This is a genomic window from Acidovorax sp. Leaf191, assembly GCF_001424425.1.
Lineage (GTDB): Bacteria > Pseudomonadota > Gammaproteobacteria > Burkholderiales > Burkholderiaceae_C > Acidovorax.
This window is the reverse complement of record NZ_LMPT01000018.1, coordinates 37,363-51,766: the sequence shown is the minus strand read 5'-3', so window position 1 is coordinate 51,766 and position 14,404 is coordinate 37,363. Positions and strand designations below refer to the sequence as shown.

9 protein-coding genes and 1 pseudogene are annotated in these 14,404 nt (G+C 66.7%); 1 reads left to right on the top strand and 9 read right to left on the bottom strand.

Annotation, left to right across the window (positions count from 1 at the left end):
* Nucleotides 1-17: 17 nt before the first annotated feature.
* The 5 genes and pseudogenes from ASG27_RS11990 to ASG27_RS27990 form a co-directional block, all read right to left on the bottom strand.
* Nucleotides 18-590 carry a SiaB family protein kinase gene (locus ASG27_RS11990; protein ID WP_056417249.1) on the bottom strand — a complete coding sequence of 191 codons (573 nt, stop codon included), beginning with the start codon at nucleotides 588-590 and terminating at the stop codon, nucleotides 18-20.
* A gap of 14 nt (nucleotides 591-604) precedes the next feature.
* The gene (locus ASG27_RS11985; RefSeq protein WP_056417242.1) at nucleotides 605-1,837 is read right to left on the bottom strand and encodes a SpoIIE family protein phosphatase; all 1,233 of its coding nucleotides are present in this window, start codon (nucleotides 1,835-1,837) and stop codon (nucleotides 605-607) included.
* Nucleotides 1,838-2,085: 248 nt separating this feature from the next.
* Nucleotides 2,086-4,293, bottom strand: coding sequence for a hybrid sensor histidine kinase/response regulator (locus ASG27_RS11980; RefSeq protein WP_056417238.1), 2,208 nt, complete (start codon nucleotides 4,291-4,293; stop codon nucleotides 2,086-2,088).
* Between the two features lie 123 nt (nucleotides 4,294-4,416).
* Nucleotides 4,417-7,047 carry a DNA ligase D gene (ligD, locus tag ASG27_RS11975; RefSeq protein WP_442854092.1) on the bottom strand — a complete coding sequence of 877 codons (2,631 nt, stop codon included), beginning with the start codon at nucleotides 7,045-7,047 and terminating at the stop codon, nucleotides 4,417-4,419.
* A gap of 51 nt (nucleotides 7,048-7,098) precedes the next feature.
* Nucleotides 7,099-7,848: pseudogene (locus tag ASG27_RS27990) on the bottom strand (exodeoxyribonuclease III); the annotation flags it as partial.
* A 389-nt stretch (nucleotides 7,849-8,237) separates the two neighbouring features.
* Here ASG27_RS27990 and ASG27_RS11970 point away from each other — a divergent pair.
* Nucleotides 8,238-9,794 (top strand): methyl-accepting chemotaxis protein, encoded by a 1,557-nt coding sequence (locus ASG27_RS11970; protein WP_056417232.1) that lies wholly within the window; start codon nucleotides 8,238-8,240, stop codon nucleotides 9,792-9,794.
* Between the two features lie 43 nt (nucleotides 9,795-9,837).
* Here ASG27_RS11970 and ASG27_RS11965 read toward each other — a convergent pair whose 3' ends face one another.
* The 4 genes from ASG27_RS11965 to paoA all read right to left on the bottom strand — a co-directional run bounded on the left by ASG27_RS11965 (nucleotide 9,838) and on the right by paoA (nucleotide 14,290).
* Nucleotides 9,838-10,254, bottom strand: a complete 417-nt coding sequence (locus ASG27_RS11965; RefSeq protein ID WP_056417229.1) for a surface-adhesin E family protein — start codon at nucleotides 10,252-10,254, stop codon at nucleotides 9,838-9,840.
* A gap of 199 nt (nucleotides 10,255-10,453) precedes the next feature.
* Entirely contained in the window at nucleotides 10,454-12,694 is a 2,241-nt protein-coding gene (gene paoC / locus ASG27_RS11960) for an aldehyde oxidoreductase molybdenum-binding subunit PaoC (RefSeq protein ID WP_056417227.1), read from the bottom strand.
* Nucleotides 12,695-12,698: 4 nt separating this feature from the next.
* Nucleotides 12,699-13,649 (bottom strand): FAD binding domain-containing protein, encoded by a 951-nt coding sequence (locus ASG27_RS11955; RefSeq protein ID WP_056417225.1) that lies wholly within the window; start codon nucleotides 13,647-13,649, stop codon nucleotides 12,699-12,701.
* Nucleotides 13,646-14,290, bottom strand: a complete 645-nt coding sequence (gene paoA / locus ASG27_RS11950) for an aldehyde dehydrogenase iron-sulfur subunit PaoA (RefSeq protein ID WP_056418246.1) — start codon at nucleotides 14,288-14,290, stop codon at nucleotides 13,646-13,648. The genes ASG27_RS11955 and paoA overlap by 4 nt, the downstream gene beginning before the upstream one ends.
* Between the last annotated feature and the right edge of the window lie 114 nt (nucleotides 14,291-14,404).

The following is a 14,404-nucleotide window of genomic DNA, read 5'->3' as shown; positions in this document are numbered from 1 at the left end:
TTGCGAGCGCTCAGCGCCTAGATGGCCGCCTTCAGGTAGAAGACGGGCGATTGGCCATGGTCATCGTCGGCATCGAAATCAAATTCGAGAGGCTCGCGGGCATCGCGCGCGACGGTGAGGAACCCCATGCCTGCGCCCTTGCTTCCTTCGGGCGTCTCCTCGCGCAGCGTCTGCCGGTAGGCCTGCTTGATCTCCTCGAGCGTCATGCTGCGCAGCGCACTGAGCTTGACGCGCAGTTCCTCGGCCACCAGGCGTTCGATGGGGTTGGCACACAGCAGCGAGAAGCTGCCGTCCTCTTCGCGGCGAATGCACACCGAGCCGTGGCGCAGTTCGCCATTGTTCTGGCTCGCAGGGGTCAGGGAATCCGCCGAGTAGTGGATGATGTTCTGCGCCATCTCGACGAACGAGGAGAACAGCTTGCGCCGCGTGGGAGCGGCAACCCCGGCCACTTCCAGCTGCAGCTTCACCGCATCGGCCATCGCGGCCACGATGTGCTGCGAGAAGTACCCCACGTAGTAGAAGATGATCTGGTGCTGGCGCGCCAGATTGAAGAACGAGCCGTACTTGTTGGCGATCGTGAGGGATGGCATAGGTCGTGGTCTGTCTAGGTGCGAAAGCAAAAGAAGGTCAGGTCATCGCGCCGGTGGTGGTCGCCCTGCCAGACCCGCAGCGCCTCCAGCAGCGCTGCGTTGACCTCTGACGGGGTGTTGTCCTTGTGCTCCAGCAACAGCTCCCGCACGCGGCGCTTGCCCAATGCAATGCCGCGGGCCCCGCCGATCTGATCGATCAGGCCGTCGGTGCTCACGAACACCAGGCTGCCGACGGGGAGGTTCGCTTCCTGGTTCTTCCATGCGTAGTCGAATTCGCTGTCCACATAGCCGACACCCTTGCGCTGCCCCTCCAGCACGTCCACCGTGTCGGCCCCGGGGCGCACCATGAACATCGCCAGCCGCGCGCCCGCAAAGATGAGACGGCCTGCCGCGGGCTCGAACCAGAAGCACGCTGCATCCATGCCATCGTCAGAGCCCGGCGTGCCATCCTGCCCATCCACCTGGCCCAGCATCTGCTTGATGCTGCGATTCACGTGGCCGAGCAGGCTCGCAGGATCGCGCGGGCCGTTCTGCTCGATGGCCTGGTTCAGGCTGGTGGACGCAATCAGGGTCATGAAGGCGCCGGGAACGCCGTGGCCCGTGCAGTCGGCCACCGTGGCGAACCAGCCGTCTGCGTCCGTGCTGAACTGATAGAAGTCGCCGCCCACGATGTCCCGCGGCTGCCACACCAGGCTGGCCGCCGGACAGGCGCGCGCCATGGCGTCGAGCGAGCTGCGCAGCGTGGACCGCTGGATCACGCTGGCGTACTCGATGCTGTGCATGATCTGGCGGTTGCGGGAGGCCTGCATGTCCGCCACCACCCGCATGAGCTGAAGGCCGTTGCCGACGCCCGCATAGGCCCCGTCGCGTGTGATGATGAAGCCGTCGGACAGCGCCTTTTCTCCATACTCGACGGTCTTGAAAGTCAGTGCGTCGATGTCCAGGCCCGCGTCGACGATCAGCGGCTCCTTGTCCATGAACGCGATGCAGCTCTTGCGGCCGTAGAGCTCCTGCCGGAACTGCTTGCTCATCTGCGACAGGAAGATGCTCCGGTTGATGAGGCCGATCGGCTGGCTGCCCTCCACCACAGGCAGACTCACGAGGTCGCGGTGGCGGTTGAACACCTCCATCACATTTTCATTGGTCTCGTCCGTCGTCATGCACGGCACTTCGATGCACAGGTCGGCTGCGCTGGGCTGGCGAAAACGCGGCCGGAAGTCGCTCAGGTACTCAGTGGTTGCGGGCATGGACAGCGCCAGGGAATCGGTGTGAGCAAATGTTACCGACACGATGTTTCGGTTTTGTGACGCCATCACACCGATTCCGCGCCATTGCTCCCGACTGCTGCTACGACCTCCCCAAAAGCGGTCGCGAGCGAATCTTTGCCGACCGCCAGAGCAGGCCCTGACGCTGGCCCAGCTGGCGCACGGACACCAACGAAAAACCCGTCAGCCGCTCGCCGACACTGAACCCGGTGCGCCGGAGCACCGGCCCGTCAATCCGCTGCTTTTCTCAGCACACGCAGCACATCCGCTACATCGTAGGGCTTGGCCAGCACCTGGACGCCGGGCATGGACACACGGTTTTCCGAATAGCCAGTGGCCAGCACCACCTTGATGTGCGGAAAACGGCTCACCACCGTGCGTGCGAGATCGATTCCGTTCAGCGTGCCGGGCATCACCACGTCAGAGAAGACGAAGTCGACCTTGGTGCCGGCCTCCAGGCACGCCAGCGCCGCATCGGCGCTCTCGGCCATGATCACGAAGAACCCGCCGCCCTCCAGCGCGGGCGCAACGCTTTCACGCACCAGGGCATCGTCTTCGACGAACAGCAGCGTGCCGCCGCTCACGCCCGCAGCCTCCGGCGCACGCACTGCACTGGCTTGCGGCCCTGCAACCGCCCCTGTCGCCCTGGGCAGGTAGATGTCCACCTGGGTACCCTGCCCTTCGCGGCTGTGGAGCACCAGCGTGCCGCCGGCCTGCCGCGCAAAGCCGAAGGCCTGGGGCAGCCCCAGGCCCGTGCCCTCGCCCACCCGCTTGGTGGTGAAGAAGGGATCGAGCGCCTTGGCCATGATCTCCGCCGTCATCCCGATGCCCGAATCCGAAAACCGCAGCCGGACATAGTCGCCCACCGGCAGGCCCTCGGCCGGGGACGCACCGGGCTCGTTGCCCACCACCACGCGGATGGTGCCGCCGGACGGCATCGCATCCTTGGCGTTGATGGCGAGGTTGAGAAAGGCCAGTTCGAACTGCGTGGGGTCGATGGTGACGGGCCACGCGTCTTGCGACATGCTGACGTCCAGCGTGATGCTGGCCGGAAGCACGTTGTCCACCAGCTGGCGAAAATCCTGGATGTGCTTGGGCAGGCTGACGGTCTCCAGCCGCGCGTCCTGCGTGCGGCCAAACGCACTGAGCTGCCCGGTCAATGCCTTGGCGCGCTGGAGCGCCTTGGTGCAGGTATCGAGCAGCCCCTGCACGCGTTCGGACTCATTGGCCCGTTTGGCCAGCTGCAGCGAGGTGGACAAGGTTTGCAGCAGGTTGTTGAACTCGTGGGCGATGCCGCCGGTCAGGCGCCCCAAGGCTTCCATCTTTTGCCCCTGAAGCAAAGCCTTTTGCGCACGCTCGGTATCGGCGACCGCTTGGGCAACGCGCAGCTCCAGTTCGCGCTGATTCAGCAGCAACCGGTCGCTGACCTGTGCGATGCGCATGCCCACCGCATCGACCTCCACGAGGCCCTGTGATGAGTAGTTCACCTGTTCACCACGGCCCAGTGCCTCCGCCGCCATTTCAAGCCGGTGCATCCGCGAAATGACGCCTGCGCCGATGCGCCGCGCCACGAGCAACGATATGACCAGCAGCAGTACCGCCGCCAGGGCGAAGATGCCAGCGCCCCGGATCGCCGAACTTTGAATCTCGCTCTCGGGGATGCTGAGCACGACGGTCCAGTCGGAGGCGTCAACGCGCTGGTAGAACGTCTTGACGGCCACGCCGTCGAGCGTGACCGAGCGGGTCACGCCTTGGGTGGTCGACGAGAACAGCTTGTGCAGCCGCTCGTCCGACGACTTGCCCACGAACTTGTCGGGATCCCGCGACCGCGCCAGCACCGTCCCCTTGCGGTCGACGATGGTGCTCAGCCAGGTGGCCGGCATGTTTTGCTCCGACAGCAGCGCCTGGATGGCCGTTGCATTCACCCCCATCACCACGAAGTACCGAACGACGCCGCCCTCCATGAAAGGGACCTGGACAACGAAGTCGTACCGCTTTCCGAGCGGCGCGAAAAACACGTCGGACACGAGGGGCGAGACGCCTCCGTCCCCCTGCATCAGATCGTTGATGTTGGAAGCCCGTTGGGTCGGCAGGGCGGTGCCGAGCGGGACCCGCGTGTTCAGCAGTTGCCGGCCGCTCGTGTCGAACAGGATGATCGTCGTGTCCGGCGTCGGTGCGTTCTTGATGGCGAATTCGTAGAACGTTGCCATGTCGCCGCTGGCCAGCGAAGGTGCATTGGCAATGGTGCGCAACACCCGTTGCCGCGACTGCAGCTCGTTGTCCACCAGGAGCGAGAACGTGCGCGCCGCCTCCTTCAGCCCCGTCTCCTGCGTGGCCTGCTGTTCCTGGTAGACGTACCAGATGGCCAGCATCGCAGCCACAGACGCAGGCACGAGGACGGACAGGACAAGAGCGAACAGCTGACTTTTGATGCGCATGGCCACAGATCAAGACAGGAATCTGGCGGTACAAACGGGGAGATATCGCGTCCTCGGGGCCACGAGATGGTGGCCGACTATAGCGCCCGCCCTCTGAGGCCGCACACCGGGCTTCGGATAGCCCTAGGCCAGCATCTTGATGCCCTGCTGGATCGACTGCCGCTTCTTCCAGTAGCCTTCCCACGGGTCCTGCTTCTGAAAACTCAGGTACTCCCGCGCTGTCGCTACCGTCCACTGCGCCCCGCCTTGGAGGTCAGACAGCTGCTCCCACGCCACGGGCATCGACACGCCCATGCCGGGCCGCGCACGGGCAGAAAAAGCACAGGCGGTGGTCTGCCCGTGGCCGTTGCGCAGGTAGTCGATGAAGATCTTTCCCACGCGGTTCTTGCCACCCATGACGGCCACGAACCTGGAAGGGATGATCCGGGCCATGTGCTTGACGACCGACTGGGAAAAGGCCTTCACCGCGTCGTAGTCGAGCTGCGGCGTGATGGGCACCACCACGTGCAAGCCCTTGCCCCCGCTGGTCTTGAGCCAGCTCTCCAGCCCCAGTTCGGCGAGCATGACGCGGGTCAGTTCGGCCGCCTCTTGCAGCATGGGCCAGGTCACGCCCTCACCGGGGTCCAGATCCAGCACTATGCGGTCGGGCTGGTCGATGCGCGCAATCTTCGAGTTCCAGGTGTGGAACTCCACCACATTCATCTGCGCGGCCGAGACGAGCGCCTCCACCGAGTGGACGGCTAGCAGCGCCGCGTGGTCAGGCCACAGCGCGGGGTCCAGTGCCTTCACGCCCGGCATCTTGCTGTCGGGGTGTTTCTGGAAAAAGAGCTGCCCCGTGATGCCGGTCGGCGCGCGCACCAGGGAGGCAGGCCGGTTCTTGAGGTGCGGCAGCATCCTGTCGGCAATGCTCTCGTAGTAGTGCACCAGATCGATCTTGCGCAGGCCGGTGCTGGGGTCGACCACCCGCTCGGGGTGGGTGATCTTCACGGTGCCGGCCTTGCGCCGCAGAGCGGTCTTCTGCGGCATTGGGGCCTCCTGCTGCCGACCTTGCGGAGGTTGCAGCGGCGCCTGCGGCTGTTCACGGACGATCGCGCGGGCAGGCTTGTCGGTCCGGATACCCCGGAACACGGCGTGCCGGATGCGCAGATCCGGCGTCCAATCACCAAAAGCCACCTCCACGACCATGGACGGTTTCACCCACCGCTCGCTGCCGGCCTTGCGCCGGGACCATCGCCCCGGCTTGACCTCGTCTGCGCTCACCGGCGAGGTCGCCACCTCCAGTTTGGCCAGCTTGGTGTACAGCTGCCTGCCGGTAGCGGCATCCCAGCCGGTTCCCACCGAGCCCGCGGAGTGCAGCTTTCCGCCCTCGTGGTAGCCCAGCAGCAAGCTGCCGACCTCCCGGGCCGCATGCGACCGGTCGGTGAACCCCAGCACCACGAACTCCTGCCGGTGCTGGCACTTGAGCTTCAGCCAGGTCTCGGTGCGCCCCGACACGTAGGGCGCGTCCGCCCGCTTGGCGATCACGCCTTCCAGGCCCATCTGGCACGCGGCGCCGAGCAGCTGGGATGGCGGCGCATCGAAAGACGCGCTGAACCGCACGGTGTCGCTGTGGCGCTCATCGAAGAGCGCTTGCAGCACTGTTCTCCGTGCTGCCAGCGGGACGGCACGCAGGTCCCGGCCGCCCAGGAACGGCACGTCGAACACGAACAACACAATGTCGCGCGGACGGGCACTGTCGATGGCGTTCTGCAACCGGTTGAAGTCCGGAAGGCCTGCGTCGTTGAGCACGACGATCTCACCGTCGAGCCAGGCGCTCGTGAGGCCCAGCGCGGCCACCGCAACGGCCACGGGCTGCAGTTTGGCGGTCCAGTCGTTGCCGTTGCGCGTGAAGATGCGCACCTCTTCGCCGTCGATGCGCACCAGCACCCGGTAGCCATCGAACTTGGTCTCGACGACCCAGTCGCCCTCCGGCACACTCGCCACCAGCGTGGCGAGCTGGGGCTGCAGCCTGGCGGGGAGCCGGGCCTTGCGAGCCGCCTGCACGGCGTCGGATGCGCCAGGCGCCGCGCGCTGCGGCGCGGCCCCGCTGCCCCGCGGCTCCCGCTCTTCGACGAGGCCGAGCGGCTTGTCGACCACGCTGTCGGGGAGCGCTGTGATGACGTCGTATTCGGCGCGCGGCCGCGCCCAGGCGTCACCACGCTTCTTGAAGAGCATCCACTGGTCCTGCTTCTTTTCTCCGGGTTTGGAGATGCGCACCAGCTCCCACAGGCCCGCGAGCTTCTGGCCGTGCAACCTGAACAGGACCTTGCCCTTGCGCAGGCCTTCCCGCGCATCGTCCACCGGCTCCCAGGTGCCCCGGTCCCAGACGATGACCGTGCCCGCACCGTACTCGCCCTTGGGGATCGTGCCCTCGAAGGTGTTGTAGTCGATGGGGTGGTCCTCCACCTGGATCGCCATCGACTTGGTGGCGGGGTCGAAGGACGGGCCTTTCGGGACCGCCCAGCTGACCATCACACCATCGAGTTCCAGGCGAAAGTCGTAGTGCAGGCGGGACGCCCAGTGCTTCTGGACCACGAAGTGCAGCGGCTGCGCAGCCCCGGACCGTGGGGCAGGCCGCTTCTTGGGCATGACGCCCGAGGGCTCTGCAGTCTTCGTGAAATCACGCTTGGCGTTGTAGCGGGACAGCGGCGGATCGGCCGGCGCTTCAGGCGCGGGCCGCGGGGTCGCGGTGCGCGAGCGGGCGGGCGCCGGCAGGCTCGCCGCCTTGCGCCGGGCGCGCGCCTTGCCCAGCGAGAGTTCGGCCCACACCGGCGCATGGTCACTGGCGCCTTCCCGCGCACGCTCTTCACGGTCCACACCGGCATCCACCACCTTCAGGGACGGCCCCGCCAGGATGTGGTCGATGCGAAGACCCGCATCGCGCTCCCAGCGCTTGCGCCGATAGTCCCAGAACGTGAACGGCACACTGGTGCGATGCACCTTGGCAATGGCATCGGTCCAGCCCTGCGCCAGCACCTGGGCAAAGGCGGCGCGCGGCCCGGGCTGCAGCAGCGCGTCGTTGCGCCAGGTATCGGGCTTGTAGATGTCCGCGTCGGTCGGCACCACGTTCCAGTCACCCATCAGTACCACCGGGTGGCCGGAGTCCCAGAGCGCCTGTGCACGCTGCTGCAGGCGGTCGAACCAGCTGAGCTTGTAGTCGAACTTGGGGCCCGGCTGGGGGTTGCCGTTGGGCAGATACAGGCAGGCGAAGAGCACCCCATGGATGGCAGCCTCTACATAGCGTGCCTGCTTGTCCGAGGAATCGCCCGGCAGTGCGGTTGCCACCGCCAGAGGTTCTTCTTGTCCACGCGAGAGGAGCGCGACGCCGTTCCACGTTCGCTGTCCCACCACGAGGGACCGGTACCCCGCGGCTTCGAGGGCCGCAGCCGGAAAGTCCGACGCCGGGCATTTGAGCTCCTGCAGCGCAACGACATCCGGACTGGTGCGGCGCAGCCAGTCCACAAGCAGGTCGATCCGCTTGTTGATGTGGTTGATGTTCCAGGTCGCGATGCGCACGGCGTGAATGGCTTTTTGATCCAGTCGATCATGCTACGGCGCGACCCGCTCAACGGTGTCAGCCAGCAGCGCGACTTGGGCGCAAAACTTCCTGCGGCGGCTCATCGAAGCACAGTCCAATGTAAAGCGCCATTGGGACGGCATCGGATGTGGCCAGGCTTCCATCAAAGGAGCGGACGACAAGCACGCAAGAAAAAACTTGCAGCATTTTGTGCTTTCCCTACACTGGTCTGGACGGCATTTGGACGTGCTCGCGGCCATGCGGGGAAAACCTTCCCCCACAGGGAGTTATTCCCCCTCAGGGAGTTGGCGCATGCCCTGTTGGGTTGCGCAAAACAGGCACGCGATCCGGTCGGTATTTCAAAAGATTGACGACCACAGGAAATCCGATGAAAAGTCTCTCTCTGGCGCAACGGCTTGCGCTCATCAATGGGTCGCTGATCAGCGTGCTCGTGATCGCAGCAGTCATCGTCTGGTCCATGATGGACAAGGTGACGGAGGCAGCGGACCGCGTCAACCTCACCAACGTCCCGCAGCTGGTGACCATCGGGGAACTGGAGCTCAACGTCACCCGCACGTCCTTGCAGCTTCGCCATGCCATCCTGGCCCGCACGCCTGCGGAGCTCGCGGAGACGCTTGCGGACATCGGGGCCAAGAAAAAGCTGCTGCTCGACCATCTGGACCACCTGGGCAAGAACATGATGGACGAGGATGGGCGCCGGGCGTTCGCCCCGCTGCCCTCGCTGATGACGGAGTTCTGGGCCGTGGGCGAGGAGAACGTCAAACTCATACAGGCCGGAAAAAAGGAGGAAGCGTTCGCCTTCCTGGTGGACAAGACCATTCCGGCCCGCAACCGGCTTTTGCAGCCTTTGGCGGCAGAAAAAACCCGCCAAGGCAACCGCCTGGCCTTTCGCATTCAGGAGATCCAGTCGCTGGCATCGCTGGACCGCAATATCGTGATTGCCGTCATGGCAGGCATCGCGGCAGCGCTGCTGGGACTGTCGCTGTACTTGCGTTCCGTGGTGCGGCAACTGGGCGCGGACCCGCATGCGCTCAAGCATGTGGCCCAGTCGGTGGCCGACGGCGACCTGGCCCGCGCCATCCGGCTGCGCGACGGGGATTCGGAAAGCGCCATGGCCGCACTCGCCACGATGTCGCACCGCCTGTCCGACGCCGTGCGCACCGTCAGGCACAACGCAGACAACGTGGCAGCCGCGAGCCAGGAGATCGCCAACGGCAACCAGGATTTGTCGACCCGCACCGAACACCAGGCCAGCACGCTGCAGCAAACCAGCGCCACGATGGAGCAGCTGAGCTCGGCGGTTCGCCAGAATGCCGACAACGCGACCGAAGCGGACCGCATCGCAGGTGTCGCCGCCTCGGTGGCGAACAACGCGGGCTCGGTGGTGCAGGAAGTGGTCAAGACCATGAAGGGCATCCACGACAGCTCCCAGAAGATCTCCGAGATCATCGGCGTCATCGACGGCATCGCCTTTCAGACCAACATCCTGGCGCTCAATGCCGCCGTGGAAGCGGCCCGCGCAGGCGATCAGGGCCGCGGCTTCGCGGTCGTTGCCAGCGAGGTGCGCAACCTGGCGCAGAGAAGCGCCCAGGCCGCCAAGGAAATCAAGAACCTCATCGATACCAGTGTCAGCCGGGTGGAGCACGGCTCAGGCCTGGTCGACAGCGCCGGTGCGACGATGGGCGAGGCGGTGAGCGCCATCCACAAGGTGTCCGAGCTGGTGGCTGCGATCAACACCGCTTGCAGGCACCAGCACCACGAAGTGTCTCAGGTGGTGCAGTCGGTGGTGCACATGGATGCCGCCACCCAGCAGAACGCGGCACTGGTCGAACAGATGTCGGCGGCGGCGCTCAGCTTGAGCACGCAGTCGCAGGAACTGGTGCACGCCGTGTCCGTGTTCCGGCTCGGGCACGAACCCGCCTGAGAGGCCACTGCAGAAACAGCCCAGGCCAGGGCGGGGCGCGCCGCTATCCCCGGACCTTGCAGGCCGCAGCGATCATGCGTTTGTAGGGCTCCCCCGGCACGTCCTTGAACAGCACAGGGGCCTTGCCCTCCGCATAGTCCTCGCGGCCCACGACCTCTCCCTTCCACAGCGGAAGTCCGTAGTACGACAGCGATAGATACCAAGCCGTTTGCGACGGGCAATGCACCACCACCTTCGCATAGTAGGACCGGTACTTCTGGCCCTGGAAGGATGTGCGCGGCCTGTCGCGCGAGACGCGCAGGTCCAGCATCACACGCTGGTCCAATCCCACGGGCTCGGGCTTGACTTCCACCAGGTTCACGCCCGTCTCTTGCGGATCGCCGTACAGCGGAAACCAGAGGTCCTCCCCAGCGCCTGCGGAGGACGCAGCAGCAACGCACAGCAACATCGCGCAGATCATGGTGGGCCTTGGATGGCAGGCGCATGGCGTGGCTGGTGCAGCCAGGCCGTGCCGGAAGCCGGTGGGCGAAGGATTGAATGAAGCGCGCAGTCTACTCCCGCCTGCGCGTCGAAGCTCTGCGCAGTGCCCCATAGTTCATTGGGTGCTGCCACTCCCCTTCAAGCCATGGATGAGCGCTGATGCCGTGACGGCACAGTCCTCATGCGGCGCGGGCCATGCCGGCCAGGACCTTGTCCAGAGTGATGGGGTAGTCCCGCACGCGCACTCCGGTGGCGTTGTAGATGGCGTTGGCGATGGCTGCGCTCACGCCGCAGATGCCCAGCTCGCCCACACCCTTGGCCTTCATCGGCGATGCCATGGGATCCACCTCGTCGAGGAAGATCACCTCCTGGTGGGGAATGTCGGCGTGCACCGGCACCTCATAGCCCGCCAGGTCGTGGTTGACGAAAAAGCCCAGGCGCGTGTCCACCGCCAGCTCCTCCATCAGCGCGCCGCCCACGCCCATGGTCATCGCGCCGATCACCTGGCTGCGCGCGGACTTGGGGTTCAGGATGCGGCCCGCGGCGCACACGGCCAGCATGCGGCGCACCCGGATTTCCGCGGTGTAGGCGTCCACAGCCACCTCCACGAAATGCGCGCCAAGGGTGGACTGCTGCGTCTTCTTGTCCAGCACGCCGAATTCGATGGCGTCTTCGGCCGTGATGTCGCCATCAGCGGCCGCCTGCCCCAAGGGCACGCTGCGCTCGCCGGCCTGCACCTGGCCGTCGGCGAACTGCACAGTCGCCGGATCCATGCCCAGCTTGCGGGCGATGGCTTCGCGCAGCTTCACGCAGGCCGCATACACGCCAGACGTGGAGCTGGCAGCACCCCACTGCCCGCCCGAGCCGGAGGACACGGGAAAATTGGAGTCTCCCAGCCGCACCCGCACCCGCTCGAGCGGCACGCCCATCATCTCGGCCGCAGTCTGGGCAATGATGGTGTAGCTGCCGGTGCCGATGTCGGTCATGTCGGTCTCCACGGTGATGAGGCCCTGGCCATCCAGGCGCACGCGGGCCGCCGATTTTTCAACTGGCGCGCCGCGGTAGGCCGCCGCTACGCCCAGACCCACCAGCCAGCGCCCCTCGCGGCGCTGGGCGGGTTGCGGTTTGCGCTCTTTCCAGCCAAAGCGCTCGGCGCCCGTGCGCAGGCACTGCACCAGCTCACGGCGAGAGAAGGGCTTGTCCGCTGCGGCGCTGTCTTTTGTCCGGCCCTTCTTGCCGGTGTCCGGCACGACCTGCGTGTCGTTGCGGATGCGCAGTTCCACGGGGTCGATCTGCAGCTTTTCGGCCAGCTCGTCCATGGCGACCTCCAGCGCCATGTGGCCCGTGGCCTCGCCGGGTGCGCGCATCGCATTGGCCTCGGGCAGGTCCAGCACGGCCAGGCGGGTGGCGGTCATGCGGTGGGGCCCCGCATACAGCCGCCGGGTCTGGTCCACGGCGCCATCGGCAGAGCCCTTGGGCTGGTCTCCCGACCAGCTCTCGTGCCCGATGGCGGTGATGCGGCCGTCCGCGGCAGCGCCGATGCGCACCCGCTGGATCGTTGCGGGCCGGTGGGTGGTGTTGTTGGCGATCAGCGGGCGCTGCAGCGCCACCTTGACCGGCCGCCGGGCCGCTCGGGCGCCCAGCGCGGCCAGCAGCGCATCGGCGCGCAGGAACAGCTTGCCCCCAAAACCTCCGCCGATGAAAGGCGACACCAGGCGCACCTTCTCTTTGGGGATGCCCAGGGTGGTGGCCAGTTCGCCCTGGCCCCAGGCGATCATCTGGTTGGATGTCCACACGGTGAGTTCATCGCCCTTCCACGCAGCCAGCGTGGCATGCGGCTCCATCATGGCGTGCGACTGGTCGGGCGTGGTGTAGGTGGCATCCACCTTCACCGGCGCTGCGGCATAGGCGCCGTCGAAGTCACCGATGGCCGTGTCCGGCGCGTCGCCGTTGATGCTGTCGGGCACAGTGGCCGAGTCCTTGGCCGCAGCCAGGTCGTAGGCGCCCGGGGTGCGTTCATAGTCCACACGCACCAGCTGTGCCGCGGCGCGGGCCTGCTCGAAGGTCTCGGCCACGACCAGGGCCACCGCCTGGTGGTAGTGCACGACCTGTGGCCCGGCCAGCAGCGGGACCGTGTTCATCTTGCCCTGCCCGAGCTTGCCGGCCGTCTGGGCCGTGACAATGGCAAGCACGCCCGGCGCACGGCGCGCCTGCGCCAGGTCGATGCTGCGGATGCGCCCCTTGGCGATGGCCGCGCCCACCACGTGGCCGTAGGCGGGCCGGTGCGCCACATCGTGCCGCTCATAGGCGTAGGGGGCGGTGCCGGTGGTCTTGAGCAGGCCATCGATGCGGTCCACCGGTTGGCCGATGATCTTGAGCTGGTCAATGGGATTGACGGTGGCGGGGGTGTCGAACTTCATGGCGTCAGCTCCTGGCCTGTTGCAGCACGGCAGCGAGCGTGCGCTCGGCCAGTGGCAGTTTGAATGCGTTGTCGTGCGTGGGGCGCGCGCCCGCCAGCAGGCGGTCGGCCGTGGCTTTCGCGCCCTGCGGCAGCAGCGCCTCGGCCGCCCCCACGCGCCAGGGCTTGTGCGCCACGCCGCCCAGCGCCACCCGGCCGCTGCCGTCGCGCTGCACGATGGCGGCCACCGACACCAATGCAAAAGCATAGGACGCCCGGTCGCGCACCTTGTGGTAGGTGTGCGTGCCACCCACCGGGGCGGGCAGCGTGACAGAGGTGATGAGCTCGCCGGGCTGCAGAGCGGTCTCGATGTGCGGCGTGTTGCCGGGCAGGCGGTGAAAGTCCGCAATCGGGATGACGCGCGCCTGGCCTGCGGCATCGACGGTCTCCACCGTGGCATCGAGCACGCGCAACGCCACGGCCATGTCGCTCGGGTGGGTGGCGATGCAGTCCTGGCTGGCGCCGATGACCGCATGCTGGCGGCTGACGCCGCCCAGCGCCGAGCAGCCACTGCCGGGCAGGCGCTTGTTGCAGGGCATGTGGGTGTCGTAGAAGTATGGGCAGCGCGTACGCTGCAGCAGGTTGCCGCCGGTGGTCGCCATGTTGCGCAACTGGCCCGACGCGCCCGCCACCAGCGCGCGGGTCAGCACACCGTAGTCACGCCGCACCCGGGGGTGGGCCGCCAGGTCGCTGTTGCGCACCAGCGCGCCGATGCGCAGGCCACCCTGCGCCGTGGGCTCCACCGTGCCCATGCCGGCAGCGTTCACGTCCACCAGGTGCACGGGCGTCTCTATCTGCAGCTTCATCAGGTCAAGCAGATTGGTGCCACCGGCAATGAAGCGGGCGCCGGGCCGTGCGGCCAAGGCGGCTGCGGCCTGCACGGGCGATGTTGCGCGTTCGTAGGTGAAGGGGGTCATGTGCGAGCCCTCCCCGCCACGTCGGTGATGGCATCAATGATGTTGGAGTACGCGCCGCAGCGGCACAGGTTGCCGCTCATCCGCTCGCGCAGTTCGTCGGCCGAGACCAGGGGCTGGGCCACGATGTCGGGACTGGCATGGCTGGGCATGCCCTGCCTGATTTCGTCGAGCACGCCCACAGCCGAGCAGATCTGCCCCGGCGTGCAGTAGCCGCACTGGTATCCGTCGTGCCGCACAAAGGCCGCCTGCAAGGCGTGGGGCGCCTTCGGTGTCCCCAGGCCCTCGATGGTGGTGACGCTCGTGCCCTCGTTCATGACCGCCAGGCTGAGGCAAGACACCACGCGCCGTCCGTTCACCAGCACGGTACAGGCGCCGCACTGGCCGTGGTCGCAGCCCTTCTTGGTACCGGTGAGCTGCAAGTGCTCGCGCAAGGCATCCAGCAAGGTGGTGCGCGTGTCCAGGTGGAGGGTGTGCTCCGTGCCGTTGACCTTCAAGGCCATGCGCTGGTGTGGCACCTCGGGCACGGGTGTGGGCGGTGTCTGCGCCCCCGCCTGGCCGGGCACCGCGGTCATGGCGGCTGTGGAAGCACCGGCGATCAGCAGGCCCCTCCGCGAAACAGAAAGCTGGGTATGGTGGTCCATGGGTGTGTCCATCGTGTCGTCGTGGGGATGTGCACGCCGCAGCAGGCACATCGAACAGCATCACCCGATGGACAGACTTCTTGTGTAGGTCGAGGGCGCAGTTTGGCCGGCGCC

Bases quoted from the DNA above. Each gene is read 5' to 3' on its own strand.
- ASG27_RS11990 (WP_056417249.1), bottom strand. From the start codon at position 590: ATGCCATCCCTCACGATCGCCAACAAGTACGGCTCGTTCTTCAATCTG.
- ASG27_RS11985 (WP_056417242.1), bottom strand. From the start codon at position 1,837: ATGCCCGCAACCACTGAGTACCTGAGCGACTTCCGGCCGCGTTTTCGC.
- ASG27_RS11980 (WP_056417238.1), bottom strand. From the start codon at position 4,293: ATGCGCATCAAAAGTCAGCTGTTCGCTCTTGTCCTGTCCGTCCTCGTG.
- ASG27_RS11970 (WP_056417232.1), top strand. From the start codon at position 8,238: ATGAAAAGTCTCTCTCTGGCGCAACGGCTTGCGCTCATCAATGGGTCG.
- ASG27_RS11965 (WP_056417229.1), bottom strand. From the start codon at position 10,254: ATGATCTGCGCGATGTTGCTGTGCGTTGCTGCTGCGTCCTCCGCAGGC.
- paoC (WP_056417227.1), bottom strand. From the start codon at position 12,694: ATGAAGTTCGACACCCCCGCCACCGTCAATCCCATTGACCAGCTCAAG.
- ASG27_RS11955 (WP_056417225.1), bottom strand. From the start codon at position 13,649: ATGACCCCCTTCACCTACGAACGCGCAACATCGCCCGTGCAGGCCGCA.
- paoA (WP_056418246.1), bottom strand. From the start codon at position 14,290: ATGGACCACCATACCCAGCTTTCTGTTTCGCGGAGGGGCCTGCTGATC.